Source organism: Achromobacter aegrifaciens (genome assembly GCF_902859965.1).
Taxonomy (GTDB): Bacteria; Pseudomonadota; Gammaproteobacteria; order Burkholderiales; family Burkholderiaceae_B; genus Achromobacter; species Achromobacter aegrifaciens.
Genome location: NZ_CADIKO010000003.1, coordinates 847,620 through 872,651 on the forward strand (window position 1 = coordinate 847,620; position 25,032 = coordinate 872,651).

The 25,032-nt window shown below is 67.7% G+C and carries 20 protein-coding genes; 5 read left to right on the forward strand and 15 right to left on the reverse strand.

The window, feature by feature from the left end:
- Nucleotides 1–25 precede the first annotated feature (25 nt).
- The 8 genes from HV793_RS22890 to HV793_RS22925 all read right to left on the reverse strand — a co-directional run bounded on the left by HV793_RS22890 (nucleotide 26) and on the right by HV793_RS22925 (nucleotide 11,862).
- Nucleotides 26–376 (reverse strand): hypothetical protein, encoded by a 351-nt coding sequence (locus HV793_RS22890; RefSeq protein WP_054450831.1) that lies wholly within the window; start codon nucleotides 374–376, stop codon nucleotides 26–28.
- Between the two features lie 135 nt (nucleotides 377–511).
- A complete protein-coding gene (locus HV793_RS22895; RefSeq protein WP_175213979.1) occupies nucleotides 512–2,842 on the reverse strand; it encodes an NfrA family protein in 2,331 nt (776 codons plus the stop codon).
- The gene (locus tag HV793_RS22900; RefSeq protein ID WP_054450835.1) at nucleotides 2,839–4,542 is read right to left on the reverse strand and encodes a glycosyl transferase family protein; all 1,704 of its coding nucleotides are present in this window, start codon (nucleotides 4,540–4,542) and stop codon (nucleotides 2,839–2,841) included. Before HV793_RS22900 ends, HV793_RS22895 begins: the two co-directional genes overlap by 4 nt.
- Before the next feature lie 12 nt (nucleotides 4,543–4,554).
- Complete coding sequence (locus HV793_RS22905; RefSeq protein ID WP_175213980.1) at nucleotides 4,555–6,768, reverse strand: cellulose biosynthesis cyclic di-GMP-binding regulatory protein BcsB; 2,214 nt, start codon at nucleotides 6,766–6,768, stop codon at nucleotides 4,555–4,557.
- Nucleotides 6,769–6,799: 31 nt separating this feature from the next.
- Nucleotides 6,800–7,954: a non-hydrolyzing UDP-N-acetylglucosamine 2-epimerase gene (wecB, locus tag HV793_RS22910; protein WP_119450919.1), complete on the reverse strand. Its 1,155-nt coding sequence runs from the start codon at nucleotides 7,952–7,954 to the stop codon at nucleotides 6,800–6,802.
- Nucleotides 7,955–8,100: 146 nt separating this feature from the next.
- A complete protein-coding gene (locus tag HV793_RS22915; RefSeq protein WP_054450840.1) occupies nucleotides 8,101–8,805 on the reverse strand; it encodes an SDR family NAD(P)-dependent oxidoreductase in 705 nt (234 codons plus the stop codon).
- 30 nt (nucleotides 8,806–8,835) lie between these two features.
- Nucleotides 8,836–10,161 carry an MFS transporter gene (locus tag HV793_RS22920; RefSeq protein ID WP_175213981.1) on the reverse strand — a complete coding sequence of 442 codons (1,326 nt, stop codon included), beginning with the start codon at nucleotides 10,159–10,161 and terminating at the stop codon, nucleotides 8,836–8,838.
- An 87-nt stretch (nucleotides 10,162–10,248) separates the two neighbouring features.
- Nucleotides 10,249–11,862: an FAD-dependent monooxygenase gene (locus tag HV793_RS22925; RefSeq protein WP_233564575.1), complete on the reverse strand. Its 1,614-nt coding sequence runs from the start codon at nucleotides 11,860–11,862 to the stop codon at nucleotides 10,249–10,251.
- Between the two features lie 116 nt (nucleotides 11,863–11,978).
- Between HV793_RS22925 and HV793_RS22930 the strand changes: the two genes are divergently transcribed.
- Nucleotides 11,979–12,875: a LysR family transcriptional regulator gene (locus HV793_RS22930; RefSeq protein ID WP_054450843.1), complete on the forward strand. Its 897-nt coding sequence runs from the start codon at nucleotides 11,979–11,981 to the stop codon at nucleotides 12,873–12,875.
- Here the strand turns inward: HV793_RS22930 and HV793_RS22935 are convergent.
- From HV793_RS22935 to fabG, 7 genes are all read right to left on the reverse strand, one after another.
- A complete protein-coding gene (locus HV793_RS22935; protein WP_054450846.1) occupies nucleotides 12,872–13,696 on the reverse strand; it encodes an enoyl-CoA hydratase/isomerase family protein in 825 nt (274 codons plus the stop codon). The two genes, HV793_RS22930 and HV793_RS22935, sit on opposite strands and share 4 nt — an antisense overlap.
- Nucleotides 13,697–13,758: 62 nt before the next feature.
- Nucleotides 13,759–14,889, reverse strand: coding sequence for a CaiB/BaiF CoA transferase family protein (locus tag HV793_RS22940; protein WP_175162857.1), 1,131 nt, complete (start codon nucleotides 14,887–14,889; stop codon nucleotides 13,759–13,761).
- Between the two features lie 31 nt (nucleotides 14,890–14,920).
- The gene (locus HV793_RS22945) at nucleotides 14,921–15,658 is read right to left on the reverse strand and encodes an IclR family transcriptional regulator (protein WP_054450848.1); all 738 of its coding nucleotides are present in this window, start codon (nucleotides 15,656–15,658) and stop codon (nucleotides 14,921–14,923) included.
- Nucleotides 15,659–15,707: 49 nt separating this feature from the next.
- Nucleotides 15,708–16,862, reverse strand: a complete 1,155-nt coding sequence (locus HV793_RS22950; protein ID WP_125472801.1) for an acyl-CoA dehydrogenase family protein — start codon at nucleotides 16,860–16,862, stop codon at nucleotides 15,708–15,710.
- 45 nt (nucleotides 16,863–16,907) lie between these two features.
- Nucleotides 16,908–19,037 carry an acetate--CoA ligase family protein gene (locus HV793_RS22955; RefSeq protein WP_175213983.1) on the reverse strand — a complete coding sequence of 710 codons (2,130 nt, stop codon included), beginning with the start codon at nucleotides 19,035–19,037 and terminating at the stop codon, nucleotides 16,908–16,910.
- Nucleotides 19,034–19,522 carry a MaoC/PaaZ C-terminal domain-containing protein gene (locus HV793_RS22960; protein WP_175213984.1) on the reverse strand — a complete coding sequence of 163 codons (489 nt, stop codon included), beginning with the start codon at nucleotides 19,520–19,522 and terminating at the stop codon, nucleotides 19,034–19,036. The genes HV793_RS22955 and HV793_RS22960 overlap by 4 nt, the downstream gene beginning before the upstream one ends.
- 31 nt (nucleotides 19,523–19,553) lie before the next feature.
- On the reverse strand, nucleotides 19,554–20,306 hold the full coding sequence (gene fabG, locus HV793_RS22965; protein ID WP_119450912.1) for a 3-oxoacyl-ACP reductase FabG: 753 nt from the start codon (nucleotides 20,304–20,306) through the stop codon (nucleotides 19,554–19,556).
- Nucleotides 20,307–20,533: 227 nt separating this feature from the next.
- On the opposite strand from fabG, the gene HV793_RS22970 reads away from it, so the two are divergent.
- The 4 genes from HV793_RS22970 to HV793_RS22985 all read left to right on the forward strand — a co-directional run bounded on the left by HV793_RS22970 (nucleotide 20,534) and on the right by HV793_RS22985 (nucleotide 25,026).
- Nucleotides 20,534–21,499, forward strand: a complete 966-nt coding sequence (locus tag HV793_RS22970) for a tripartite tricarboxylate transporter substrate binding protein (RefSeq protein ID WP_175213985.1) — start codon at nucleotides 20,534–20,536, stop codon at nucleotides 21,497–21,499.
- A gap of 82 nt (nucleotides 21,500–21,581) precedes the next feature.
- Entirely contained in the window at nucleotides 21,582–22,565 is a 984-nt protein-coding gene (locus tag HV793_RS22975; protein WP_054450860.1) for a Bug family tripartite tricarboxylate transporter substrate binding protein, read from the forward strand.
- 51 nt (nucleotides 22,566–22,616) lie between these two features.
- A complete protein-coding gene (locus HV793_RS22980; RefSeq protein WP_054450862.1) occupies nucleotides 22,617–23,477 on the forward strand; it encodes a MaoC/PaaZ C-terminal domain-containing protein in 861 nt (286 codons plus the stop codon).
- A gap of 19 nt (nucleotides 23,478–23,496) precedes the next feature.
- Nucleotides 23,497–25,026 (forward strand): AMP-binding protein, encoded by a 1,530-nt coding sequence (locus HV793_RS22985; protein WP_175213986.1) that lies wholly within the window; start codon nucleotides 23,497–23,499, stop codon nucleotides 25,024–25,026.
- Nucleotides 25,027–25,032 lie beyond the last annotated feature (6 nt).

The following is a 25,032-nucleotide window of genomic DNA, read 5'->3' on the forward strand; positions in this document are numbered from 1 at the left end:
CGATCAGCGGTCTGACGCGGAATGGTTAGCGCGGTTGCGCCGCGGCCATGGCCTTGAGCTGCGCGCAGGTCTTTTCCTTGTCGGCCGCGCTCAACGTGCCCAGTTGCACCTTGGCTTGGCTGTAGGACTTCGAAAAAGCGGCGTCGAAGTCCGCCGCCGACATGCCCTGGGCGCTGGTCGCAGTCTTCTGTTGTTGCTTCATCTGCTCGAGCTGCGCTGCCGTGTAGGCGCCGCAGTACTCGGCGGCGGCATGCATCTGGCCACTCACGGCCGCCAGGTTGGGCATCTGGCCCTGCATGGTCTGCTGGGCAAGGGCGGCGCCGCTGGCCAGGGTCAGGGCGGCGGCGGCCAGGGCGATACGGGCTTGTTTGAACATCGGCAATTCAATCTCCAACGCGGTGAGGGATGAGGTTTGCACGCCTGGCGATCGCTCAGCCTGCGTGGCGCGGAGCACTATGCCCGATTCATTGTTATAGGCTTATGAACCGATGTAATCGTGTGTATCAGCGGCTCAGTACGACAGCGTCATGTTCATGAACCAACCCTTGGCGCGGTCGCTCTCGCCCCCGCCCAGGCTGGTACGGTACTGGACGCCGAAGTCCAGGTAAGAGCGCGGCGCGTTGTAGTGGTCTTCGCGGAACCAGTAGCGCACGTTGAAGCCCGGCCCCACGCCCAGCGACCAAGAAGTGCCGTGGTCGGACAGGACCACCGACTGGCTGCCGTAGCCGGGCAGGTCGTCCAGCTTGGCCACGCTCTTCTGCCACAGCCAGTCCGCGCCGACCACCGCGTACGGAAACAGCACCAGCTTGTCGCTGATGCTGGTGGCGCGGAAGCTGCGGCCCACGCGCAGTTCGCCGGACAGGAAGGCCTGGTCGCGCTTGAGGCGGCCCGAGGAACTGCCCAGATCCTGCTGACGCTGGCCCTTGGAATCCACCGAATAGGCGGTATAGCGGGCGCTGTTGTCGTCCCAGGCGTAGCCGGCCTGCGCATAGCCTTCGATCGTGAGCCAGCTGGGTACGTCCACGCGCAATTCGCGGCCTTGGTAATAGCCGTAGGTGACGTAGGACATCCAGCCCCCGGCATTGCCGTTGAGTTTGTAGCGCGCCACGGCGCTCTGGTCCTGCAGATTGGGATAGGCGTTGTGGAAGGCCTGCTGCGCCGCGCACTGCACCGCGCTGGATTCGGGGTAGGCATAGCCCTGGCGGGTGGCGGATCCCAGAAAGAAGCGGCGTTCGATGCCGAAAGTTATGCCGGTATCGGCCAGCAGATAACGCAGGCCCAGCGCGCCGATCGTGCTGGGGATGCCGGATGAGGTGCTGTTGTTGCGAAAGCGTTCTTCGTTAGAGCGTTCGTCCGGGGTGCTTTCCCCGGTGCAAGGGTCGACATTCCTGCGCGACTCGTAGGTGCTGCCGCTGTCGTACAGCGTGTTGGAGCTGCGCGCGTACGCCTCGAGCATGCCCCAGCGGTTGTTCAGTTGCGGCGGACGCCAGAAGATTTCCGCGGTGCTGAAGATCACGTCGCCAGGGGTGTTGATGGCGGCCCCGCCCAGGCTGGAGCTGGCCGGCCGTGCGCCGCGATAGGATGCGGAGAACGAGCCGCCCCATTCGCGCGACAGGGCGGCGACGCCGCTGCGCGTGTTGTAGCGCTCCAGCGGCGTGAGGCCCAACTGGCCGGCATCGTCCATGTCGATGGCTTGCTTGAGCGAGTCGGTGGCGGCGCGGTTGTCGCCCATTGCCGACTGCGCATAGGCCTGGTCCAGGATCAGGCGCGGCGGCGCCTGGCCGGTGGCGCGCGCGGCCGCGAAGTCGGACGCCGCACCCGCGGGCTGGCCCAGGCGCTGGCGCGCATAGCCGCGCTGCGCAAGCAGCTGGGCCGAGTCCGGCTGGCGGGCGATGGCGTCGCTCAGCCGGGCTTCCGCCTCGGCGGCTTGCGCCTTGTTGCCCGCGGCCAGCGCGGTCGTCAGCAGCTGGGCATAGCTCTCATTGTCCGGCGCTTGCGCCACGGCCTGGCGGGCCAGCGTGATGGCTTCCTGATAGGCGCCCTTGTCGTAGGCGGCATAGGCGCCCGTGGCTGCCTCGCTACCCGGAGCCGGCGCCGCGGGCGCCTGGCTTGCGGCGATCTGCTTCTGATAGGCCTGCTGCCTCGCCTGCAGCGCCGCCTTGTTGGGCGCGCCCAGCGCCAGCGCCGTGTCGACGGCCTGGCTGGCGGCTTCGTAGCGCTGTTGCGCGCCCAGCGATTCCACCCACAGCAAGGCCCATTCGCCTTGCCTGGGCACGGCGCGGAAGGCGCGTTCGGCGCCTGCGGCGGCCGCGGCGTAATCCTGGCGTCCATAGTCCGCATAGGCGCGCGCCGCCACGGGATAGGCGCGCTGGTACGGGGTTTGCGGCGCGGGCTTGCGGACAGGGGCGGGCGTCTGCACGGGCGTCTGCCCGGAAGCTTGCGCAGGCGTTTGCGCCGCGGGCTGTGTGGGCGTGGCGGCCACGGCAGGCGGGCGCTGCAGGTTGGCCTTGGCCTGCCGCAGTTCCGGGGTGCCCAGGCCGTCGGCGATCGCCGCGTCGGCCGCACGGGCGGCCTCCTGCCGTTTGCCTTGCTTTTCCAAGGCATAGACCAGCAACAGGCGCAGGCGAGCCACGTCGGGCCGCAGGCGGATGGCGTTCTCCGCCATGATCTGGGCGGTTTCGTAATGGCCGGCGTCGTACTGCTTGTAGGCCTGGTCGGCCAGTTGGTAGGCGTCGCCTTCCAGCGGACGTTCGGCTGCGGCGGCAGGTTGCGCGGCCGCTACAGGGACTGCGGCCACGCACAGCAGGGCGCTGAAAGCCAGCGTACGGGAAAGGACGGTCATGGAGGAGTGGGCCTGTGCGATAGCGGGTCCGCGGGGTGTTCGGTTTGCGTCGGGGCGCCTTGCTGGAATGACAGCGCTTCGTGCAGCGTCTTTTCGTCGAGCCAGCCCCGCTCCATCAGGATTTCGCCCAGCGGCCGCTTCTCGCGCGCCTGGATCTCCAGCGCCTGCTCCAGCATCTGATGATCGATGGCCTGCCAGGAGAGCAGCAGGTCGCCCAGGCGCTGGCGCTGCTGCGCCAACTGGTCGGTGGAGGGGAAGTCATGCATGGTCTTGTCCCAGGCCAGCCGCTTTCCGGTGATCAGGTGGCCGATGAACAGGCGCCAGGCCCGCGCCGCCGCCATGGCGTTGATGAAGTTGCCGACGATCATGCGCGGCATGGACAGCAGGGCATGCTCCCAGCCGTACATGCGGCCGACGAAGTACGCGCGCTGCACCACGCGCAGCAGCAAGGCTCCCGCGTTCAGCCACATCAGCGTCACCAGCCAGCCGCCGGGGCGGAAGTAGGAAGGGTAATAAACCTTCCACCAGCCAAAGCGGTCGGCCAGATAGAAGAGAAAGAAGTTGGCCAGCAGCAGATAGGCCAGTATCGCGATGAACGACGTGAACAGTCCCTTGCGGTCGCGGAACAGCAGATACTTGGTGGCCAGCGAGCCGGTCCATCCCACCTGCTGCCAGCCTTGCAGGCCGATGCCCAGCGTCCAGCGCGCCTTTTGCCGGTAGGCGGTGCGGAAGGTGTTGGGGAAGTATTCGCGCACGCCCAGCGGCATCCTGATGGCAGAGATCTTCTCCCGCCCCAGGCCGAACCATGAGCGGCGGCGCGTCACGTACTCGACCTCGAATTTGCCGAAGATCTGGCGCATGCCGCGCTGGGCCAGGCGCGCGCCGATGTCGTAGTCCTCGGTCAGCGTGTCGGTATTGAAGGGCTGGTTGTTGGTCTCTGCCGCCAGCACCTCCAGCGCGTGGCGCGAGAAGCAGGTGCCGACGCCGGCGGACGGCACCATCTTGGACAGGCTTTCCCGCACCACCAGGTCCTTGGTGTGCCATTCGGCAAACTCGTCCATGTAGGTGCCGGCGACCAGCTCGTGCCACTCCCGTTCCAGCGACGTGACTGGCAACTGGATGAAATCGATGCGCGGCAGCAGATAGTTGTAGTACTTGAGTTCCAGCGGGTGCAGCACGTCTTCGCTGTCGTGCAGGATCACGCCGGCGAAGGGCTCGGGCTGCATGGCGTTCTGCGCGAAGATGGCCTGCACGATCCAGTTCAGGCAGTCGGCCTTGCAGGTCGGCCCGTCGTGCGGCACTTCCACCCGTATCAGTTGGCGGTAGCGCCGCCGCATGCGTTCCACTTCCTTGATGGTGCGCTCGTCGTTCTGGTACGTGCCCGCGAAGATCATGTAGTTCTTGTATTCCAGCGTCGACACCATGTTCTCCAGCATGGGCGCGATCACGTCGTACTCCAGCCAGGCCGGCACCATGATCGCCAGCGGCTGTTCCCGCTTGGCGCGCAACTGCTCGGCGGTCAGCGGCGCATACTGGCGCTTGACCGTCAGCCCGCGGCGCAGTTCGCGCAGCCAGAACCAGCCGTCGATGAACAGGTCGTCCAGGCTGGACAGCAGGATGATGACGCCGACTACCGCCGTCACGATCTCCAGGCCGCGGTAGTAGTCGGCGATGAGGTAGGGCCAGTAAAGCGAGGACATGGCGCCTCCGGGTTACTTGCTGTCCTTGTTCTTCCTGCGGGTGACGCGCAATGCGGCGATCAGGATCAGGAGCAGGACCAGCAGGCCCACGCTCAGCGCCGGGACGCTCCACGACAGGTAGTTGCGCCATTCGAAGAAGGCGCTTGCGCCCGCCCCAGGCGGCTGGCCCGCCGCGGGATTGGCGCTGTCGATCCAGGCCAGCGGCCCTGCCGCGCCGATGATGGCGATGTTGCCGCGGTTCAGCACGAAGGGCGCCTGCGGCATGACCGGGCGCTGGCCCAGCGTGTGCCACAGCAGGCCGTCCTGGCCGCCGGCGCGCACCACTTCGGCCGTGCTCAGGTTGTCCAGGCCGGAAACGTCGAGCCAGGGCGCGCTCTTGCCGTCCACCGTCAGCTGCTTGCGGTCCGTGACCTTGACCATGGGCTTGGCGCCGTCCACCGCGACCTCCATCGCCACGAAGGGGCCGCCGGGCTTGGCCGCCTGGCCCGCCGGCGTGAGCGACAGCGCCGCGCGCGTGGCGGACAGGCCGCTGGCCGTGGCGATGCCGATGATGCGTTGCAGGCTGGCCGGCGCGTCGGCCAGATAGCCGTCGGGGATCAGCAACTGGGGGCTGCCGGCCAACAGCGGCAGCAGCCCCACGAAGGTGCCGTCCGGCTGCGCGCGGCCCGGCTTCACATAGCTGGTGGGCAGCACGTTGACGGGGTAGCCTTGCGGGATTTCATTGCAATCCACCGATACCGGCTGGCGCTGGAACGTGACGCGCACCGCGTTGGTAAGGCCCAGGGCGTAGCCTGGCACGCGCGCCGTCAGGCGTTCGGGATGGCCGTCGGCGTCCATCTGCTTGGCGGCCAGCAGGATGCCATTCCAGAACACCGAGGCGACCGGCCGGGTGGCGGACGCGCCCGGCGCGGCGGCCAGGTCCATGACCAGTTCGTCCGGCATGCTGCCGTCCGCCGACACCGCGGCCAGCGCGAACGTGGCGTTCCAGTCGCCGCGCGCGACCACGTCGAAGCTGGCGGACGATCCGCCCAACGCGGTCAGGCGCATGCCATCTTCGCCCGAAGCCTGCGGCGGCTCCGCCGTCTTGACCTGCGCCTGGCGCGTGACCAGGATGCGGCGCCAAGCCGTGTCGAAGGCACCCGCGCCTTGCGCGCCGGCGTCGGCGGCCACGGCGATGACCGCCTGCCGGCCCAGCGGCGCCAGGCGGATCTCCTTGGAGGGCAGGTCCTGGCCGGCCAGGGGCATGCGCCGCTGGCGCCAGGCCTGGAAGGCCTCGGCGGCGTCGCCGTCCTGCGCCAATTGCGCCTGCAAGGCGTCCAGCGCCTCGTTGTAGCGGGCGCGCAGCGCGGCGTCGGCGATCACCACGTCGCCGCTGACGGCGGGCGCGCCCATGACCAGCAGCGCGCCGATCTCCGCGGCGTTGGCCAGCTTGTGCTTGTCCTTGCCCGCCAGGGCTGCGAACGCCTGCACTTGCCCCAGTCCGTTCGGGGCCTGCAGGCCGCGGGTGTCGATCTCGTCGCCCACCGCCGGGAAGGCGCGGACTGCGACCCGCTTGCCGCTGCGCTCCATCGCCACGCCCATGCGCCAGGCGCTGTCGAAAGCCTGCTGGTCGAGCTTGGCGCCCGCCACCATCAGCACGGGCTTGCCGGGCAGGGTGCTCCAGGCTTCGTCCAGGCTGCCGATGGCCGAGGCGTCGTAGCGGTAGCTCAGGCGCGTGCGCGGCGACACCATCAAGGCGTTGGCGGTGGCGCGGTTGCTTTCGCACTGGCGCTGCGCGATCTCCGATTGCCAGTCCACCGCCAGGCGCACGAAGCCGGTGTCGCGCACGCGTTGCTCCACGTTCAGCTTGCGCGTGGCCGACCCCTCGCCGTCGGCGATGCGCTGCGCCGTCTGCGGCACGCCGTCCACCCATAACACCATGCTGGCGCGGCCCGGTTCGCCCTTGATGTAGCGCGCGTCGAAATCGAGCGTGGCGTCGGCTATCGGCACGCCGCGGGGTACCGGCAGGTAGAACTCCTGGCGCGCATCGCTGTTGCTCAGCACCACCGGTTCGCGGATGCCCAGGTCTTCCAGGCTGGTGTCGCGCGTGACCCAGTCGTCGCCCAGCAAGCGCCGCAAGGCGTCGCCCGCGGGACTGGCCATCGCTCCCAAGGGGAGCAGCAACCCGGCGGCGATCAGCGCGCGGCAGAGGGTGCGGGCGGCGGGGGAATGCGGGGCATGGGGCATGAGGGCTCCGGTGGTGAGGGGCATGGGGCGGCTAACGGGCCGCGGCCGGTGCTTGAGGCGCAAACTCGGATACGGCGCGGCCGCAAAGCGCATCGACGATGCGCTGGCTGGCGAGGCCGTCGCCATAGGGATTGATGCGGCGCGAGAACGAAGCGTGCAGTTCCGGGTTGTCGAGCAAGCGGTTCACTTCGGCCAGGATGCGCTGCGTATCGGTGCCGACCAGCGTCACGGTGCCGGCCTGCACGGCTTCCGGGCGTTCGGTGACGTCGCGCATCACCAATACCGGCTTGCCGAGGTAGGGCGCTTCTTCCTGCACCCCGCCCGAGTCGGTCAGGATCAGGTAGGCGCGCTGCATGAACCAGACGAAGTCCAGGTAATCCAGCGGGGCGATCAGATGCACGCGCGACAGGCCGTCCAGTTGAGCCATCACCACGTTGCGCACCTGCGGATTCAGGTGCACGGGGTAGACGATCTGCAGGTCTTCGCGCCGCGCCAGTTCGGCCAGGGCGGCGCAGATGTTCCGGAAGCCCTCGCCGAAGCTTTCGCGCCGGTGTCCGGTCACCAGCAGCAGGCGGCGCTGCGGATCCAGCCAGCCGTAGCGTGCCGCCAATTGCTGCGCCAGCGCACCTTCGGGCGCGAGCTTGGCGCAGGTCATGGCCAGCGCGTCGATCACGGTATTGCCTGTGACCGTGATGCGGCCCGAGAGGTTTTCGCGCAACAGGTTGGCGCGCGATTGCGCAGTCGGCGCGAACAGCCAGTCGCCCACCGCGTCGACCACGCGGCGGTTCATTTCCTCGGGGAAGGGCTTGGCCAGATCGCCGGTGCGCAGGCCGGCTTCGACGTGGCCGATGCGCGCGCGGCGGTGGAAAGACGCCAGCGCGCAGGCCGATGCGGTGCTGGTGTCGCCGTGGACCAGCACGCAATCGGGCTGCTCCGCCTCCAGCACGCTGTCCACCCGGCTGATCAGCCGCGCATACAGGCCGTTGAGCGTCTGGTTGGGCACCATGATGTCCAGGTCGTGCTGCGCCCGCAGGTCGAACAGGGCCATCACCTGATCCAGCATCTCGCGATGCTGGCCCGTCACGCAGACGACGCTCTGGATCCGGGGTTCGCCTTGCAGCGCGGACACCAGGGGCGCCATCTTGATCGCTTCGGGACGGGTCCCGAATATGGAAAGGACTTTCATCGCAAGAGCGGGCCCCCTACGCCGGTGGCATTTTCTTGCGTAGATTATGGATTGAAAGTAATCGTAATATGTGACGGTTTATTTCAATAAAAGGGGATTGCCGGAAAATTTGGGGACAAACTGTTGCTTTCGCGCGATACCCCGAACTATTTACCCAGCGTCATGCCGCCGTCGATGGTGACGACCGAACCCGTCATGAACAGGAACGGCGGCCTGGTCAACGCGATGATCGACGCCGCGATTTCCTGGGTAGTCGCCAGGCGGTTCATCGGATGCATGGCCGCAAGCCGCGCTTCGTCCAGTTCGCCCGCGTCGATGGAATGCTGGATCAAGGGCGTCTTGACGTAGCCCGGCGCCACCGCGATGACCCGGATGCCGTCCTCGGCCCATTCATTGGCCAGCGACCGCGTCAGCGTCGCCACGCCGGCCTTCGATACGGCGTAGTGGGCGCGGCCCTTCATCATGACCATGCCGGCCACCGACGCGATGTTGACGATGACGCCGCCGCGGGCGCGCAGCGCCGGATACAGGGCATGCGCGCAATGGAAGGTGCCGTTGAGGTTCACCGCCAGGACCTGGGCCCATTCCGCGGGGTCCTTTTCCGCGACCGGGGCACGGCTGCCGGCGATGCCGGCGGCGTTGATCAGCAGGTCTACGCCGTCCAGCTGTGCCGCCGCGCGGGCTACGCTGGCGTAGTCCGAAACGTCGACGGCCACGGCGTCATCCGCGGCGCTCCGGTCCCATACCACGACCTGCCAGCCTTCGGCGCGCAGCTGCCGCGCGCATTCCTGGCCGATCCCGCTTGCGCCGCCGGTGATGACGGCGGTCCTTGCTTGAGTGTTCGTGCTCATGTCTGACTCGCTATGTAGGTTGTGTCGATTTCAGGTGCCGGAGGCCGCTGCTTGCGCGGCCGGCGCCGCGCGCCGGTTGCGCACGCACAGGATCGCCAGGCCCGCGCTCGCCAGCGTCGCCAGGGCGAACACCTGGGCCGCGAGTTCCCATTCGCCGCCGCTGGCCTGCATGACCGCGCCGGTCAGGGTCGGGCCGAAGAAGCCACCCAGCGAGCCGATGGTCGTAACCAGCGCCAGGGGGCCGGCGCTCGCGCCGATGTAGTTCTGCACCGCGGCATTGAGCGGACCGTAGTACGCGATGGTGTAGCCGGTGATGATGGACACCACGGCCAGGAATGCCGCCAGGGACACCATCGCCGCGCCGTGCAGCATCAGGAAGCCGCCCGCGCCCGCCAGGCAGACGACCGCCAGGTGCCAGCGGATGTCGCCGGTGCGTTCGCTGCTGCGTCCGACCACGTAGCTGAACACCAGCGCCACGACGTTGGGAATCATCAGCAGCGCGCCGATTTCCAGCGGCGTGATGCCGTACAGCTGCTTGAGTATGGTCGGAAGAAAGTACGCCAGGGCAAAGGTCGCGGCATACGCGGCCAGCAAGATCAACAGCAGGCCCCACAGCATGGGCTGGCGGAAGACGGCGAATCCGTGCGTCCAGGAAGCGGAGGGGAAGGCCGTGCGGGCCGGAGCCTCGTGTTCCATGACGGCGCGCAAGCCCTGGCGCTGGCCGTCGCTGAGCCAGCGGGCCTCCTGCGGCGTGCCGGGCAGGTAGCGCAGGATCATCAAGCCCAGCAGCATGGTGGGCAGGCCTTCGATGAGGAACAGCCAGCGCCAGCCCGGCATGCCGGCGTCGATCTTCAGCAGCGCGCCCGCCAGTGGCCCGCCGAAGATCATGGCCAGCGGCAGCGCCATGATGAAGATCGAATTGATGCGGCTGCGGTAGCGCGGCGGAATCCAGGATGCGATGTAGAAGTTGACGGCGGGAATGAAACCGCCTTCCGTCACGCCCAGCAGGAAGCGCAGCGCGTAGAACGATTTTTCACCGTGCAGCGCGGCCATCAGGCAGGAGACCAGGCCCCAGGCCAGGAACATGCAGGCCAGCCAGCGCCGGACGCCGAAGCGTTGCAGCGCCAGGTTGGCGGGCACGCATACGCTGGCATAGCCGATGAAGAAAAGCCCCGCGCCGAACCCGTAGGCCGCCAGGGAGATGCCCAGGTCCGCGCCCATCTGCAGCTGCGCATAGCTGATGTTGGTGCGGTCCAGGAAGTTGAGCAGATATCCTGCGAACAGCAAGGGCAGGACGCGGTTGCGAAAGCCGGCGACAGCCTGTTCGGCATGCGCCAGATCTTCATTGCGGATCATGGTAGGTCTCCTGTCGTCCGCCTTGGCGGCGGATCTCTCTAGGCTGGGATGGCGGCGGCGCGGGGCAGCACTGCGCCGGCTGTGGTTTCAGTTGCGCCCTGTCACCCGGGCGTACAGGTCGGTATCCGGCCACGCGGCGCCGCGCCAGGCGACGTGCTGGTCGGGCCGGATCAGGGTGAGCGGGGCGGGGTAGAGGTTGGCCACGCCGCCTTCGTCCGGACGGATCAGCGTCAAGGGCACGCCCGCAGCCTGCGCTGCGGATACGGCGGCATCGACGTCGCGGGCGGCTGCCGTGGGCAAGGCCAGCAGGGTAAAACCCGGGCCGAAATGGTCGTACAGCGAGCTGCCGTCATGCAGCCAGGCATGCGGCGCCAGGGCGCCGGGACGGGACGAGGGCGTGTAGTTGATGAAGTCCCGGGCCGGCTCGGGGCTGCCGTCGGGCACGATGACGGGAGAGTCCGCGTACTGGTAGCCCAGCACCACGCCCAGGGTGGAGAACTCGCGCATCTTCGCCGCGCGGATGCGCGCGCCGGCTTCCTGGCGCGCCCGCTCGCCTGCGGCGCCAGCGTCTTCAAGATGGTCCGCCAGCAAATGATTGCCGAGGATCGAATGGTTGTGTTCGGCTTCGTCGAGCACCCATTGGTGCACGGGCCGGCGTTCCCGTTCATAGCTGTCGATGAGGGCGGGGCCGCCCCAGCCTTGCAGCGCCGCGGCCAGCTTCCAGCCCAGGTCCACGCTGTCGGCCACCCCCATGTTCATGCCATAGCCGCCGAAGGGCGGATGCAGATGGCAGGCATCGCCCACCAGGAAGACGCGCCCTTGGCGGTAGCGGTCGCCCAGCAGCTTGCTGGCGGTCCACTCGTCGCTGCTGAGCACCTCGTATGGCAGGTCGATGCCGGTGGCGCGGGCGATCATGGCGCGCGCGTCGATGTCGCTGGCCCGTTGCTGCGGGTCCACGTGAGTGGGCATGAAGAACCAGGTGTCGCCGCTGTCCATCGGACCGATCAGGCTGGGCGCGTCGCCGTTGATCTGCCAGTACATGATGGCGGGGCCGTGCCGATGGGCCTGGGCCAGTCCGGGGGCGCGGAACACGATGTTGTAGTTGCGGGACAGCCCGTAGCTGCCTTCCATGCGCGTGCCGATCAGGTCCCGCACCAGGCTGCGGGCGCCGTCGGCGCCCACCAGGTAATCCACTTCCAGTTCGATGTCCCGGCCTTGCGCCAGATCGCGCAAGCGGGCGTGCACTCCGCCGGCATCCTGCGTCAGGTCCAGCAGCTCGGAGCGGAATCGTATCTCCACGTCGGGTAGCGAGGAGGCATGCGAACGCAAGACCTCTTCCACGGTGTACTGGGGTATCCACTGCGCGTGTTCCGAGTACAGCGGATTGCGGCCGGGGGCGCAGTACATGGCGTTCTCGTGCCGCCCGAGTTCGACGCCGGCCAGGCGGGTGCAGAACACGACGTTGGAGGGGTAGTACGCGCCCAGCGGCGACGCCGCGCGCAATCGGTCGGCGATGCCCCAGCGGCGCAGGTGTTCGCGCGTGCGCACATTGGTCGTCTTGGCGCGTGGTGCGTATCCCACGCGGTCGTTGCGCTCGATGAGCAGGCACGGAATCCTTCTGTGCCCCAGTTCGATCGCCAGACTCAGTCCGGCCGGTCCGGCGCCCACGATCAGCACGCGGGGCGAGGCTCGCTTCTCCACCTTCGGTCTCCTCGGTTGCCTGCTCACCTGCAGGCTTTGGAAGCATCCTAGGCCTATGTCCATGATGCTGAAAGATGGCAGAATTGGCTTGCCGATATCAAATTTGATTCACTTCCATGAAGCTCAACACCCTGCGGGATTTCCTGGCCGTGGCCGAACGCGGCGGCGTCAGGGCCGCGGCCCGCCATCTGGACGCGCCTCAGCCGGCCATCTCGCGCAGCATCCGCGAACTCGAGAAAGAGCTGGGGTGCGTGCTGTTCGAACGGCATGCCAAGGGCGTGCGCCTGACCCCCATGGGCGCTGTGTTCCTCAGGCGGGCCAACGCCATCCGCCATGAGCTGCAGCGTGCGCGCGACGAGATCGGCCAGTTGAACGGCGCGTCCCGCGGACGCGTCACGCTGTGCATGTCGACCGCGCCGCATCTGGGACTGTTCGCCGAAGTGTTGCGCGAGTTCCGGGCGCGCTACCCGGATACTCATCTGGAGATCATCGACGGGGTCTACCCGCTGGTGGAGGCGTCCCTGCTGGATGGCACCGTGGACTTCTACATCGGGCCGGTGCCCGCGCGCACGCCTGGCGAACTACAGGTGGAAAAGCTCTTCGACAACACGCGCGTGATCATCGGCCGCAAGGGCCATCCGCTGGCGCGCGCCCGTTCCCTGCGCGACCTGGCCGGGGCGCAATGGATCACCACCTCCATCACGCACAAGGCCGAAGAAGAGCTGGGTCCGCTGTTCGAGAAGCATGGCCTGCCGCCGCCGCACCTGGCCTTGAAGGCCCAGTCCGCGCTGACCTTCATCACGGCCCTGACCAATTCCGACCTGCTGATGATGCTGCCGGTGCAATGGCTGCAGTATCCGCTGCTGCAAGGCGTGTTCCAGGAAATCCGCGTCAAGGAACCGCTGCCCGCGCCGCCGGTATGTATCGTGCAGCGCGCCGGCCTGCCGCTGACGCCGGCGGCCGAGTACTACTGCACGCTGGCGCGGCGGGCAAGCGCGCGGACCTCGGGCTAGAGGCCGGCCGCCGGCCACTGGAAGCGTTGCGCCACCTTGTCGAGAAAGCGGCCGGCCGCCTCGCGGTGGTAGTCGGTGGAGCGGGCCACGCCCTGGCCCGCGGCTTCCAGGTCCAGCATCGCGTTCAGGTCGCTGTTGAGTGAAGCGTTGAAGCCGCGCTTGGTGATCGCCAGCGCCGCCATGGGCAGTTCTGCCATGGACAGCGCGATCTGCCGCGCGCGCTCGTGGATCGCCTCCTGCGGCTGGATCTCGAACACGATGCCCATGTCGCGGGCTTCCTGCGCCTCGAATTCGCGGGTGGAGAAGGCCAGTTCCTTGGCGCGTTGCAGGCCCACCATGCGCGGCAGCGTGTACATGGTGGCGCAATCGGGGATGGCCCCCAGCCGCAGGAAGGACAGGCAGAAGCGCGCCCGCGGCGAGGCCAGGATCAGGTCGGCGGTCAGGGCCAGGCCCAGCCCGGCGCCATAGGCCGGGCCGTCGACCGCCGCGATCACCGGCCGGTCCAGCGTGATCAGGCCTTCTATCGTCAGGAGCAGGCTGGCCATGCGTTCGCGCGCCTCTTCGGCGGAGCCGCCGGAGCCCATGGTGGAGATGTCGCCGCCCGAGCAGAAGGCGCCGCCCGCGCCGGCCAGGATCACGACGCGCACGCCGCGGTCGCGCCGGATCTCGCCCACCAGATGGGCCAGCTCTTCGCGCATGACCATGTCCAGCGCGTTGCGCTGGGCGGGGCGGTTCAGCGTGATGGTGGCGACGCCGCCTTCCACGGCATAGAGCAGGGTCTTGAACTCGCTAGAGATGACTTGCATCGGATCGGTCTCCATGTCTGCCTTCCATGATGGCCGGGCCGCGCCATGCGGATCCGGCCGCAAGCTGCCGCGGGCGCTCAGGCGATGGCGCCGCGTTCACGCAGGGCCTGGATCTCGGCTGGCGCCAGGCCCAGTTCCGCCAGCAATTCTTCCGTGTGCGCGCCGGCCGCGGGCACTGCGCGAGCCTGCCCGGGCGTGCGCGAAAGCCGCGGCGCGGGGGCGGGGTGCACGATGCCGCCGGTTTCGATGAAACTGTTGCGCGCCACATGGTGGGGGTGCCGCGGCGCTTCCTCGAAGTCCAGCACCGGCGCGAAGCAGGCATCCGTGCCTTCGAGCAGCGCGCACCATTGCTCGCGGGTGCGGCCCGCGATGATGCCGGCCAGCTTGGCGCGCAGCTGCGGCCATTGCGCGCGTTCCCATTGCTGCTGGAAGTCCGGGTCGTCGATGCCGCAACGCTCCAGCAGCAGGCGGTAGAACTGCGGTTCGATCGCGCCGATGGAAACGTACTTGCCGTCCGCGCAGGCATAGCATCCGTAGAAATGGGCGCCGCCGTCCAGCATGTTGGACTGGCGCTGGTTGATCCAGCCTCCGTCTTGCAGCTTGCCGTGGTAGGCGCTCGCCAGCAGGGACGCGCCGTCGCAGATGGCTGCGTCCACCACCTGGCCCCGGCCCGTGCGGCCGGCCTCGAGCAGGCCGCAAAGCACGCCGAAGGCCAGCATCATGGCGCCGCCGGCCATGTCGCCGACCAGATGCAGCGGCGGCGTCGGCGGCCGGTCGGCATGTCCCATGGCGTGCAGCGCGCCGGTGATGGCGATGTAGTTAAGGTCATGGCCGGCCGCCTGCGCCAGCGGTCCGTCCTGGCCCCAGCCCGTCATGCGTCCGTACACCAGCCGCGGATTGCGCGCCAGGCATTCGTCCGGCCCCAGGCCCAGCCTTTCCATCACGCCCGGCCGGAAGCCTTCCAGCAAGGCGTCCGCCCGGTCCAGCAGCCGCAGCACGATGTCGGTCGCGCCGGGCTTCTTGAGATCCAGCGCGATCGTGCGCCGGCCCCGGTCGATGATGGTGCCGCCGCCGCCCAGGAAGCCGGGCGCAAGCCGGTCGATGCGGATCACGTCCGCGCCCATGTCCGCCAACATCATGGCGCAGAACGGGCCGGGCCCGATGCCGGCCATTTCCACCACCGTCAATCCGTTCAGGGGACCAGCCATGTCTATCGTCACTCCATGATGTGTCGGGTTCTCAGGCTTCGAAGAATTCGGCGCGCGCGTCCAGGATGACCTGGGTGTACTTCTCCATGTTGGCGTCCATGCGATGGGTCGGGCCGACGATGGACAGGGCAGTCAACTGTCCGCCGACACGCCCGGCGATGCCGATGGCCGAGACGCCTTCATTGCCTTCGTCGCGGGTGTGGAAGTACTTCTTTTCCAGCTGGGATTCGATCTGCGTGCGCAAGGTGCCGGGGTCGGTGATGCTGCTGGCCGTGACGTGTTCGAACGGCAGCGCATCGATCACGGCGTTGCGTTCTGCGGCGTCCATTTCACCCAGCAGCGCCTTGCCCAGCGCCGCGACCTGCAGGTCGAAGGTGGTGCCGGGCTGCACCACGTAACGCAAGGCGCGCGGGCTTTCCTGGCTGGCGTAGATCTTCACCTTGTTGCCGTCCAGCAGGCCGCACATCGAGGATTCGCCGGACTGGCGCGTCAGGATCTCCAGCGCTTCGGACGCGAAGGCTTGCAGCGGGTCGGCCGCCGAAATGCCCTGGGCCACGTCGAGCAGCCTGCCCGTCGGGTGGAAGTAGCGCGACTTGGGCGTGCGCAACAGGTAGCCTGCCTGGCGCAGCGTGTAGAGCAGGTCCGAGCAACTGCTGTCGGCCAGGTCGAGAAAGCGCGCCATTTCCGAATTCGTCAGGGGACGGCGTTCCCGCGCATAGACTTCGAAGACTTGCAGCACGCGCTGTGCGGTAGGGAGGATTTGCGGCATAGGATGTCGGAGTGGATAGTGGAACCGGCCCGGGCGTTTGCGTAGCCGGTCATTTCAACGCGGAAATGCCTAATACGCTTTGCGCCATGAGCAGGGCCTGGATCTGGTTGGTGCCTTCGGCAATGCTCAGGTGGCGGGCGTCGCGGTAATGACGCTCGACGGGGAACAGCGTGGTGTAGCCCGCGCCGCCATGCACCTGCATGGACAGTTCCGCCACGCGCAGCACGGCGTCGGTGGCATGGCGCTTGGCCATCGAACATAGCATCTGGCTGTCGGCGGCGTTGCGGTCCAGCGCGTCGGCGGCGCGCCAGCACAGCAGGCGCGAGGTTTCGACCAGCGTCATCATGTCGGCGATCATATGCTGCACCAGCTGGAAGCCGCCTATGGGCCGGCCGAACTGGACCCGGTCGCCGGCGTATTTTACCGCCGCCTCATAGGCGGCCTCGGCGATGCCCAACGCGGAAAACGCCACCACGCAGCGGCCGATGTTGAGGTACTTCTTGGCCAGCGCGAAGCCCTTGCCCTCGGCGCCGATCAGGTTGGCCGCGGGGATCTCCACGTCTTCGAACAGCAGCTCGCCCAACGGGCAGCTCAGCATGCCCATCTTGTCGATGGGGCTGGACGAGAAGCCTTGCATGGCGCGCTCGAACAGCAGGCAGGACACGCCGCGTTCGCCGCCATCCCGCTGGGTCTGCACGAACACCACGCCCAGCTCGCAGACCGTGCCCAGGCTGATGTAGAGCTTGCGGCCGTTGACCCGCCAGCCGGTTTCGGTCTGCACCGCGCGCGTTTCGACATGGGCCGCGTCCGAACCAATGTTGGGTTCGCTCAGCGCGAAGCTGGCGATCGCGTCGCCCGACAGGACGCGCGGCAGGTACTTTTCCTTGAGGTAGGGCGAGCCGCCGTCGCTCAGCACCGAGGCGGCGAGATTGCTGGTGCTGACGATGCTGCGCAGCGACGGCCAGACGCGCGCGAGCTCGGCTATCAGCATGCCGTAGGTCGTCATCGGCAGGCCGTAGCCGCCGTCCTTTTCCTGCAGCATGCCGCCCAACAGGCCGAAGTCGCGCATGGCGCGGACCATGTCCTGCGGCACCACGCGGGCTTCGGCCTCGTAGCGGTTGACGATGGGCGCGACTTCGGCCGTCAGGTAGCGGCGCAGCGAGTCGCGCAATTCGATCTGGGTGGAGTCCAGTGAGAAGTCCATGCGAGTCCTAGGCGGAGATGGTCGAGGAGGGCGTTGCGGCGGCGGTCATGAGGGGCGTTGCTCCAGGCTGGCATCCGCGCCGGGGCGCAGGCCGATCAGCGCGTCCAGCGGCATCGCGCCCTGTCCTTCGGCGCCGACCCAGACCGGGTTGAGCTCCAGTTCCTGCAAGGTGTCGCGGCGGCTCCAGGCAAAGTCCGAGACCCGCAGGATCAGGTCCTCCAGCGCGGCAAGGTCGGCGGGCGCCTGGCCGCGCACGCCGTCCAGCACGTCGGCGTAACGGATCTCGCGCAGCAGGGCGCGCGCATCGTCGCGCGACAACGGCACCATGCGGTGGGCCACGTCGCGGATGGTTTCGACGAAGATGCCGCCCAGGCCGAAGGTCAGCACCAGGCCGAAGGCCGCATCGCTATGCACGCCGACCAGCACCTCGCGGCCGCCCGGCGGCAGCATGCGCTCCACCAGGATGCCGTCGATGATGGCGTCCGGCTGGTGGCGTGCGACCGATTCATGAATGGTGGCATAGGCTTCGCGCGCCGCGCCGGCGCTGGCGATGCCCAGCTTGACGCCGCCCGCTTCGGTCTTGTGCGCGATCTGGGCGCTGACCACCTTCATCACCACGGGAAAGCCCAGGCGCTCGGCCTCGCGGGCTGCCTGCTCGGCGCTGGCGGCAACCACTCCTTCGGGTATTGGCAGGCCGGCCGCGCGCAGCATGGCCTTGGCCGCGGCTTCGCTAAGCATGCGGGCCTGGTCGGATGCGGCATCGGCGTGCGCGGGCGCTGCCGCCGTCGCGCGTTCGGGCCGCTTCCACGGTATGGCCTTGGACAGGGCCGCGATCGCGTCCGACAGCGACAGGAACGGCAGCAGGCCGGCGGTTTCCAGCAGTTGGAAACCGCCGCCCAACCGCCGGCTCATCCAGACCGGCACGATCAGGGTTTCGGTTTCGGCCGCCACCGTGGCGATGGCCTGCGCCATGCCGTCGGTGATGGAACCGTAATCCATGGGGATGGGGAGCAGCACCGTACCCACCGCCGGGTCGGCGCATATCGCGCGCAGGCAGGCCGCCGAGGCTTCGGGGTTGCGCAGGATGTCGGCAGTGGTGTCTACCGGGTTGTCGATACTGGCGAAATCCGGCAGCAGCTTGCGCAAGGCGGCCTTGGTCTCGGGCGCGAACACCGCCATCGGCAGGCCGGCTGCGCCGGCGATGTCGGCGGCCAGCGCGGCGGTGCCGCCCGAGAAGGTATGGATGCACAGGCCGTTGCCGCTCTTGGGCGTGATGCGCGTCAGCAGGCGCGAGACCGCCAGCAACTGGTCCAGGTCGTCCACTTCGATTGCGCCGAACTGCCGGAACACCGCGCTGTTGACCGCAGCCGTGCCGGCCACCGACGCCGTGTGCGACTGCGCGGCGCGTACGCCGGCTTCCGATCGGCCCACCTTCAACACCACCACCGGCTTGTTGCGGGCGCGCGCCAGTTCCAGCGCCGCCGTCAGCCGCCTGCCGTGCTTCACGCCTTCCATCAGCAAGGCGATCACGCTGGTTTTCGGATCGTTCGCCATGTGGGCGATGAAGTCAGGAATCTCCAGGTCGACCTCGTTGCCGGCGGAGAACCACAGTCCCACTCCCTGGCCGTAGGACAGGCCCTGCAGCAGGTTGCGGCCGAGTCCGCCGCCCTGGGTCGCCAAGCCGATGGAGCCGGTGTTCAGATCGTCCTTGAAGGCGGGCGAGAAGGTCATGCCCAGGCGGTCACGCACGTTCACGAAGCCCGGACAGTTCGGCCCGTAGACGTGCAGGCCGGTAGCCTCGCACAGCTCGGCGATCTCGCGTTCCAGGCGCCGGCCTTCCTCGCCTGCCTCGGAAAAGCCGGAGGTCATGACCACCGCGAAAGGGATCCCGCGCGCCGCGCATTGCCGCAAGGCATCCAGCACCAGCGAGGCGTTGATCATGATCAGGGCCACGTCGATCTCGGCTGGCGGCAGGGCGCTGATGGATGGCCAGCAGGGCCGGCCGCCGATTTCCTGGTAGGCCGGGTTGACCGCGTACACCTCGCCCGGCACCGACGAATGCAGCACCAGGTTGTCGTACAGGCGGCGCCCCTGGCTGGATTCGCGGGCAGAAGCGCCGACCACGGCCACATTGCGCGGATTGACGAAGCGCGTCAGGTCTGCGAACGGTTTCATGCCGCGCCCTCCATGGACCGCAGCACCATCGCGAAGTCGGCCTGGACCACCACCTCGCCGCGCTGGTTGACGGCTTCGCGCCGGAACACCACCTTGTCCTTGCCCGGCCGGTACTGCCCGGTTTTTTCGGTCACCGTCACTCGCACGACGATGGTGTCGCCGATGAAGGTGGGTTTGGGAAAGCGGCAGTTGATGTCGATCAGCGCCAGCACGTAGGGTTCCAGCTGGCGGTAGCCGCTGGACTGGGTGGTCAGCCCGGACAGCACGGACAGCACCAGCAGGCCGTGGGCGATGCGCTGGCCGAAGGGCGTGGTGCTGGCGTACTCGTGGTCGACGTGCAGGCGGTTGAAGTCGCCGGACAGGCAGGCGAAGTTGACGATGTCGCTTTCGGTAATGGTGCGGCCGGCGGATTCGAAGCAATGGCCGACCTCCAGCGGTTGCTGGACGGGAAGCGGGGATGGGCTGGCAGGGCTTGCGCTTTGCATGGCTGATCGGATTCCGGATGGGAGGAGCGTTTTACGAAGCGTAGCGGCCGCCGGTCACATGCAGCAGTTCGCCCGTGATGAAGGAGGACCGTTCAGAAGCCAGGAAGGCCACCGCGTTGGCAATGTCCTCGACCGCGCCCAGGCGTGGCACCGGCTGGCGCGCCAGCGCATTGGCGCGCAGGGTTTCGTAGGTGGACAGGCCGCGCACCAGCGGCGTTTCGATCAGTCCCGGGGCGATGGCGTTGGCGGTGATGTTGAACTTGCCCTGTTCCAGCGCCAGCGCGCGGGTGAAGCCGATCAGGCCCGCCTTCGCAGCCGAGTAGTTGGTCTGGCCGGGATTGCCCCAGTGCGCGCGCGAGGCGATGTTGATGACGCGGCCCCACTTCCTTTCCATCATCGAGGGCAGGGCGGCCTTGGTGCAGTAGTAGGCGCCTTTCAGGATGGTGTCGACCACCGAATCCCAGTCCTCCACCGGCATCTTGAGCAGGTACTTGTCGCGCGTGAAGCCGGCGTTGTTGACCAGGATGTCGATGCCGCCGAACTTGTGCGCGGCCAGCTCGGCCATGGTCTGCACCTGTTCCGCGTCGCAGACGTCGAGCACGGCGCCGATGGCCTCGTGGCCGGCCTGCTTCAGGTTGGCTACCGCCTGTTCCACCGATTCGGGATTGATGTCGGTAATGACGATGCGGGCGCCTTCCTGCGCCAGGGCCAGTGCCGACGCATAGCCAATGCCGCGGCCGGAACCCGTGATGACGGCGACTTTACCGGTGAGTTGCAGGTCCATCTCCATTCCCCTTCTGTAGCTGATGGCGCCCGGCACGCTGGGCCCGAAATCCGATATCCCGGGATAGGCGCCTGGCAAGTTTGAATTTATTCCGAGGTTCCGAACAAATATACACACCACCGGAATTCTTGACAATTAATATCGGCACGTCGTTATACTGTTCGGCATGTCGGAATAAGTTGGCCCGACATTCCCATATCTCTAAAAAAACGGAAGGAGATCGACTCATGGCAATGTTGAAGGGATTGTTGGCCGCGGTACTGAGCCTGGCTGCCGCAGGCGCAGCCAGCGGGGCCGACGCTTATCCGGACAAGCCGGTGCGGGTGTACGTGGGCTTCGCGCCCGGCGGCGCCACGGACTTGCTTGCCCGCCTGTACGCCAAAAAGCTCGGCGAACGTTTCAACCAGACATTCATCGTGGAAAACCGCCCCGGCGCGGGCGGCAACATCGCGATCCAGGCGCTGACGCAGGCCCCGGCCGACGGCTACACCATCGCGATGGCGGCCAACTATGTGGCGGCCAACGCCGCCATGAAGCGCAACCCCTACGACTGGGAGCGCGACCTGATGCCCATAGGCATGGTGGCCTCCACGCCCAACATCCTGGTGGTGCCGCCCGGCTCCAGCATCCAGGGTGTCGACGACCTGATCAGCAAGGCCAAGGCCGGCGGCAACAAGCTGACTTTCGCCTCGGCCGGCATGGGCTCGTCCATTCACCTGGCGGGCGAGCTGTTCAAGGTCATGGCCGGCGTCGACATGACCCACGTGCCCTACAAGGGCGTGTCGCCGGCCGAGGTGGACCTGATGTCGGGCACCGTGGACATGATGTTCGGCAGCGTTTCCACGGCCATTCCGCTGATGCAGTCCAAGAAGCTGAAGGCGCTGGCTGTCACCGGGCGCGAGCGCATGAAGGCGATGCCCGACCTGCCCACCATCGAGGAAGCCGGCCTCAAGGGCTACGACGTGGAAGCGGTGTACTTCATGGCGGCCCCCGCCAAGGTGCCGGCGCCGGTCCTGAAGACGCTGGCCGATGCCGTGGCCGACATCAACAAGCAGCCGGATGTCCAGGAATTCATGGACCGGATCTACGCCCGGCCCCTGACCGGCGGCCCCGAAGAGGCGCGGGCCTTCCTGAAGAGCGAAGTGAAGAAGTGGCAGGGCGTGGTCGATGCCACCGGCATGAAGGTGGACTGACGCGCGGCAACGGGTCCGTTTGCCGGATTCGAGACAGCGGGCGCCACAAGCCCGCGGACACAAGACCAATCAGGAGACATACATGAACACACGCAGGCGATACACGCTGGCAGTGCTGGCCGGCCTGATGACCGCAATGACCTTGCCGCAGATGTCGCACGCGGCCGATGACTATCCGAACAAGCCCCTGCGCCTGATCGCGCCCAGTTCGCCCGGCGGGATCCTGGACATCACCAGCCGGGTGATAGGCAAGAAGCTGTCGGAGCGGCTCGGCCAGCCGGTGGTGGTGGAAAACATGGCAGGCGCGGCCGGCATCCTGGGCATGCAAGGCCTGCTGCGCGCCGAGCCCGACGGCTACACGATGGTCATGGGCAGCAGCGGCCCGAACGCGGTCAATTACACGCTGTACAGCAAACTGCCGTACGCCATGTCCGACTTCGCCCCGGTGATCCGCATCATCACCATGCCGAACGCGCTGGTGGTCAACGCCAACGCGCCGGTCAAGACGCTGGCCGAGTTCCGCGACTATGCCCGCAAGAAGCAGGGCAATCTGTCCATGGCGGTTTCCATGATCGGCACGTCCGGACACCTGGGCGGCGAGCTGCTGAAGAACCGCCTGGACTTCACCGCTGTCACCGTGCCCTACAAGGGCGCCGCGCCCGCGACCAACGACCTGGTCGCAGGCCAGGTCGACTTCACGGTCGAGAACGTGATCACCGTGGCGCCGCTGGTCAAGGCGGGCAGGCTGCGGGCGCTGGCGGTCACCACCCGCGAACGCAGCCAGATCCTGCCCGACGTGCCGACGCTGGCCGAGCAAGGCTATCCCGATGTCGACGTCGGCGCCTGGCTGGGCGTGCTGGTCGCGGCGCGCACGCCGCCAGCGGTGGTCGCGCGGTTGAACAAGGAGCTCAACGCGGTCCTGGCCGATGAAGAGGTGAAAAAGCAGCTGGCGCAGCAGGGCGGCATTCCGCTGGGCGGCACGCCGGCCGAGTTCGACAGCTTCATCCGGTCGGAAAAAGACCGCTGGGAAAAAATCATCAAGGCCGCCGGCATCAAGGCGGAATGACCAGCATGCCGGCGGCCTGGCGCCGCCGGCATGCGTAGGGAGGCATGATCCATGGCAATCGATTATCAAAACCTGCGCAACTGGAAGTTCGAGGACCGCGTCGACCGCTACAGCGCGCGCGACTGCATGATCTACGCGCTGGGCCTGGGCTACGGCAGCGATCCGGCCGATGAAGCCGAGCTGCGCTACGTGCACGAGGACGGGACGGCCGTGGTGCCGACTTTCCTGGCCACCATCGGCGCGCCCAATGGCTGGGCCGCCGATCCGGCCACCGGCATAGACTGGGTCAAGATCCTGCACGGCGAGCACCGCATGACCTTCCATGCGCCGCTGGCCGCGGCCGGCGCGGTGCGCAGCCAGACCCGCGTCACGCGCGTCGTGGACAAAGGCGCCAGCAAGGGTGCGCTGGTAGTCACCGTGCGCGACATTTCGGATGCTGAGAGCGGTGCGCCGTTGGCCACGGTGGAGCATGTGTCGTTCTGCCGCGCCGATGGCGGCTTCGGCCAGGGCGACGAGCCGCCCGAGGCCCTGCCGGCCACGCCGCAACGCGAACCCGATCAGGTCGTGCTGCTGTCCACGCTGCCGCAGCAGGCGTTGCTCTATCGCCTGAACGGCGATCTCAATCCGGTGCACGCGCTGCCGCACATGGCGCGCACCGCCGGCTTCGACCGGCCCATCCTGCATGGCCTGTGCACCTACGGCATGGCGGCGCGAGCCTTGCTGCAGGCTTGCGCGCCGGCGGCGCCGCAACGGCTGGGCGCCATCGCCGCGCGCTTTTCCGCGCCGTTCTTCCCGGGCGAAACGCTGCGCGTGGAGATCTGGCGCGACGGCGACCGCCTGCAATTCCGCGCGCTGGCCCACGAGCGCGGCACGGTGGTGCTGAGCCACGGCGCCGCCAGCCTGGCGCATTGAGAAAAACCAGAGGTGAACCATGTCAGTACTTGAAGCCCATGCCCGGGAGATGCCCGATGGCATCGCCTACCGCATGATTCCGTCCGGCACCACGGTGACCTGGCGCGAGTTGGAACTGCGCAGCCGCAAATGCGCGGCGGCCATGCTGGACGCCGGCCTGCAATCCGGCGATGTGATCGCGGTATTCCTGGAAAACCATCCGCGCTTCTTCGAACTGTTGTGGGCCGCGCACCGCGTCGGCCTGTACTACACCACCATCAGCCGCCACCTCAAGCGCGAGGAAGCGCGCTACATCATCGAAAACTGCGACGCGCGGGTGCTGTTCTATTCCGGTCACACGCAGGCCGAAACGGATGCGGACGAGCTGGATGCGCGCGGCGTGCTGCGCGTCAGCATGGACGGCGCGGACGCCAGCGCAATCCCGTACGAAGACTGGATCGGCCGCTACGCCGATGACGTGGCCCTGCCTGAAACCCCGGAAGGCACGGACTTCCTGTATTCGTCGGGCACCACCGGGCTGCCCAAGGGCATCAAGCGCCCGCTGTCGGTGGCCAACCGCTATTTCCGCGTTGGCGATGCGCCCAGCAGCGCCTGGAAAGCTTTCGACCGCGACACCGTCTATCTGTCCACCGCGCCGTTCTATCACGCGGCCCCGGTGCGCTGGAATATGGCGGCGCTGCGGGCGGGCGGCAGCTGCGTGATGATGGAAAAATTCGACGCGGCCGCTGCGCTGGAGGCCATCGCCACCCATGGCGTCACGCATTCGCAATGGGTGCCGACCATGTTCATCCGCTTGCTGCGCCTGCCGCAGGAGGAGCGCACGCGCCACGACCTGTCCACGTTGCGCTACGCCGTGCATGCGGCCGCGCCGTGTCCCGCCGACGTCAAGGAAGCCATGATCGCGTGGTGGGGGCCGATCCTGTACGAGTACTACAGCGGCACCGAACTGGTGGGACGCACCTCGCTGGGCTCCGATGAGTGGCTGGCGCACCGCGGCTCGGTCGGCCGGCCGGAGTTCGGCCAGGCCCACATCATGAGCGAGGACGGGCTGAACGAACTGCCCCCGGGCCAGCCTGGCGTCATCTATTTTTCCGGCGGCGGCTCCTTCGAATACCACAAGGACCCGGCTAAGACGCGCGGCGCCTACAACGCGCGCGGCTGGGCCACCTATGGCGATATCGGCTACCTGGACCAGGACGGCTATCTGTACCTGACCGATCGCCTGTCCAACATGATCGTGTCGGGCGGCGTCAACATCTATCCCCAGGAAGCCGAGAACCTGCTGAGCACGCATCCCGCGGTGGCGGACGTAGCAGTGGTCGGCGTGCCGAACCCGGAGTTCGGCGAGGAGGTCAAGGCCGTCGTGCAATTGCGCGATCCGGCCACGGCCAGCCCCGACCTGGCGCGGCAGTTGATCGACTATTGCCGCGACCGGATCTCGCCCATCAAGTGCCCGAAGAGCGTGGACTTTTCCAGCGACATGCCGCGCACCGAGACCGGCAAGCTGCTCAAGCGCCTGGTCAAGCAACGTTACTGGCCGCAAGCCTAGGCGGCC

Excerpts from the sequence above, each read along its gene's own strand:
- HV793_RS22890 (WP_054450831.1), bottom strand. The coding sequence starts at position 376 with ATGTTCAAACAAGCCCGTATCGCCCTGGCCGCCGCCGCCCTGACCCTG.
- HV793_RS22895 (WP_175213979.1), bottom strand. The coding sequence starts at position 2,842 with ATGACCGTCCTTTCCCGTACGCTGGCTTTCAGCGCCCTGCTGTGCGTG.
- HV793_RS22900 (WP_054450835.1), bottom strand. The coding sequence starts at position 4,542 with ATGTCCTCGCTTTACTGGCCCTACCTCATCGCCGACTACTACCGCGGC.
- HV793_RS22905 (WP_175213980.1), bottom strand. The coding sequence starts at position 6,768 with ATGCCCCATGCCCCGCATTCCCCCGCCGCCCGCACCCTCTGCCGCGCG.
- wecB (WP_119450919.1), bottom strand. The coding sequence starts at position 7,954 with ATGAAAGTCCTTTCCATATTCGGGACCCGTCCCGAAGCGATCAAGATG.
- HV793_RS22915 (WP_054450840.1), bottom strand. The coding sequence starts at position 8,805 with ATGAGCACGAACACTCAAGCAAGGACCGCCGTCATCACCGGCGGCGCA.
- HV793_RS22920 (WP_175213981.1), bottom strand. The coding sequence starts at position 10,161 with ATGATCCGCAATGAAGATCTGGCGCATGCCGAACAGGCTGTCGCCGGC.
- HV793_RS22930 (WP_054450843.1), top strand. The coding sequence starts at position 11,979 with ATGAAGCTCAACACCCTGCGGGATTTCCTGGCCGTGGCCGAACGCGGC.
- HV793_RS22935 (WP_054450846.1), bottom strand. The coding sequence starts at position 13,696 with ATGGAGACCGATCCGATGCAAGTCATCTCTAGCGAGTTCAAGACCCTG.
- HV793_RS22940 (WP_175162857.1), bottom strand. The coding sequence starts at position 14,889 with ATGGCTGGTCCCCTGAACGGATTGACGGTGGTGGAAATGGCCGGCATC.
- HV793_RS22945 (WP_054450848.1), bottom strand. The coding sequence starts at position 15,658 with ATGCCGCAAATCCTCCCTACCGCACAGCGCGTGCTGCAAGTCTTCGAA.
- HV793_RS22950 (WP_125472801.1), bottom strand. The coding sequence starts at position 16,862 with ATGGACTTCTCACTGGACTCCACCCAGATCGAATTGCGCGACTCGCTG.
- HV793_RS22955 (WP_175213983.1), bottom strand. The coding sequence starts at position 19,037 with ATGAAACCGTTCGCAGACCTGACGCGCTTCGTCAATCCGCGCAATGTG.
- HV793_RS22960 (WP_175213984.1), bottom strand. The coding sequence starts at position 19,522 with ATGCAAAGCGCAAGCCCTGCCAGCCCATCCCCGCTTCCCGTCCAGCAA.
- fabG (WP_119450912.1), bottom strand. The coding sequence starts at position 20,306 with ATGGACCTGCAACTCACCGGTAAAGTCGCCGTCATCACGGGTTCCGGC.
- HV793_RS22970 (WP_175213985.1), top strand. The coding sequence starts at position 20,534 with ATGGCAATGTTGAAGGGATTGTTGGCCGCGGTACTGAGCCTGGCTGCC.
- HV793_RS22975 (WP_054450860.1), top strand. The coding sequence starts at position 21,582 with ATGAACACACGCAGGCGATACACGCTGGCAGTGCTGGCCGGCCTGATG.
- HV793_RS22980 (WP_054450862.1), top strand. The coding sequence starts at position 22,617 with ATGGCAATCGATTATCAAAACCTGCGCAACTGGAAGTTCGAGGACCGC.
- HV793_RS22985 (WP_175213986.1), top strand. The coding sequence starts at position 23,497 with ATGTCAGTACTTGAAGCCCATGCCCGGGAGATGCCCGATGGCATCGCC.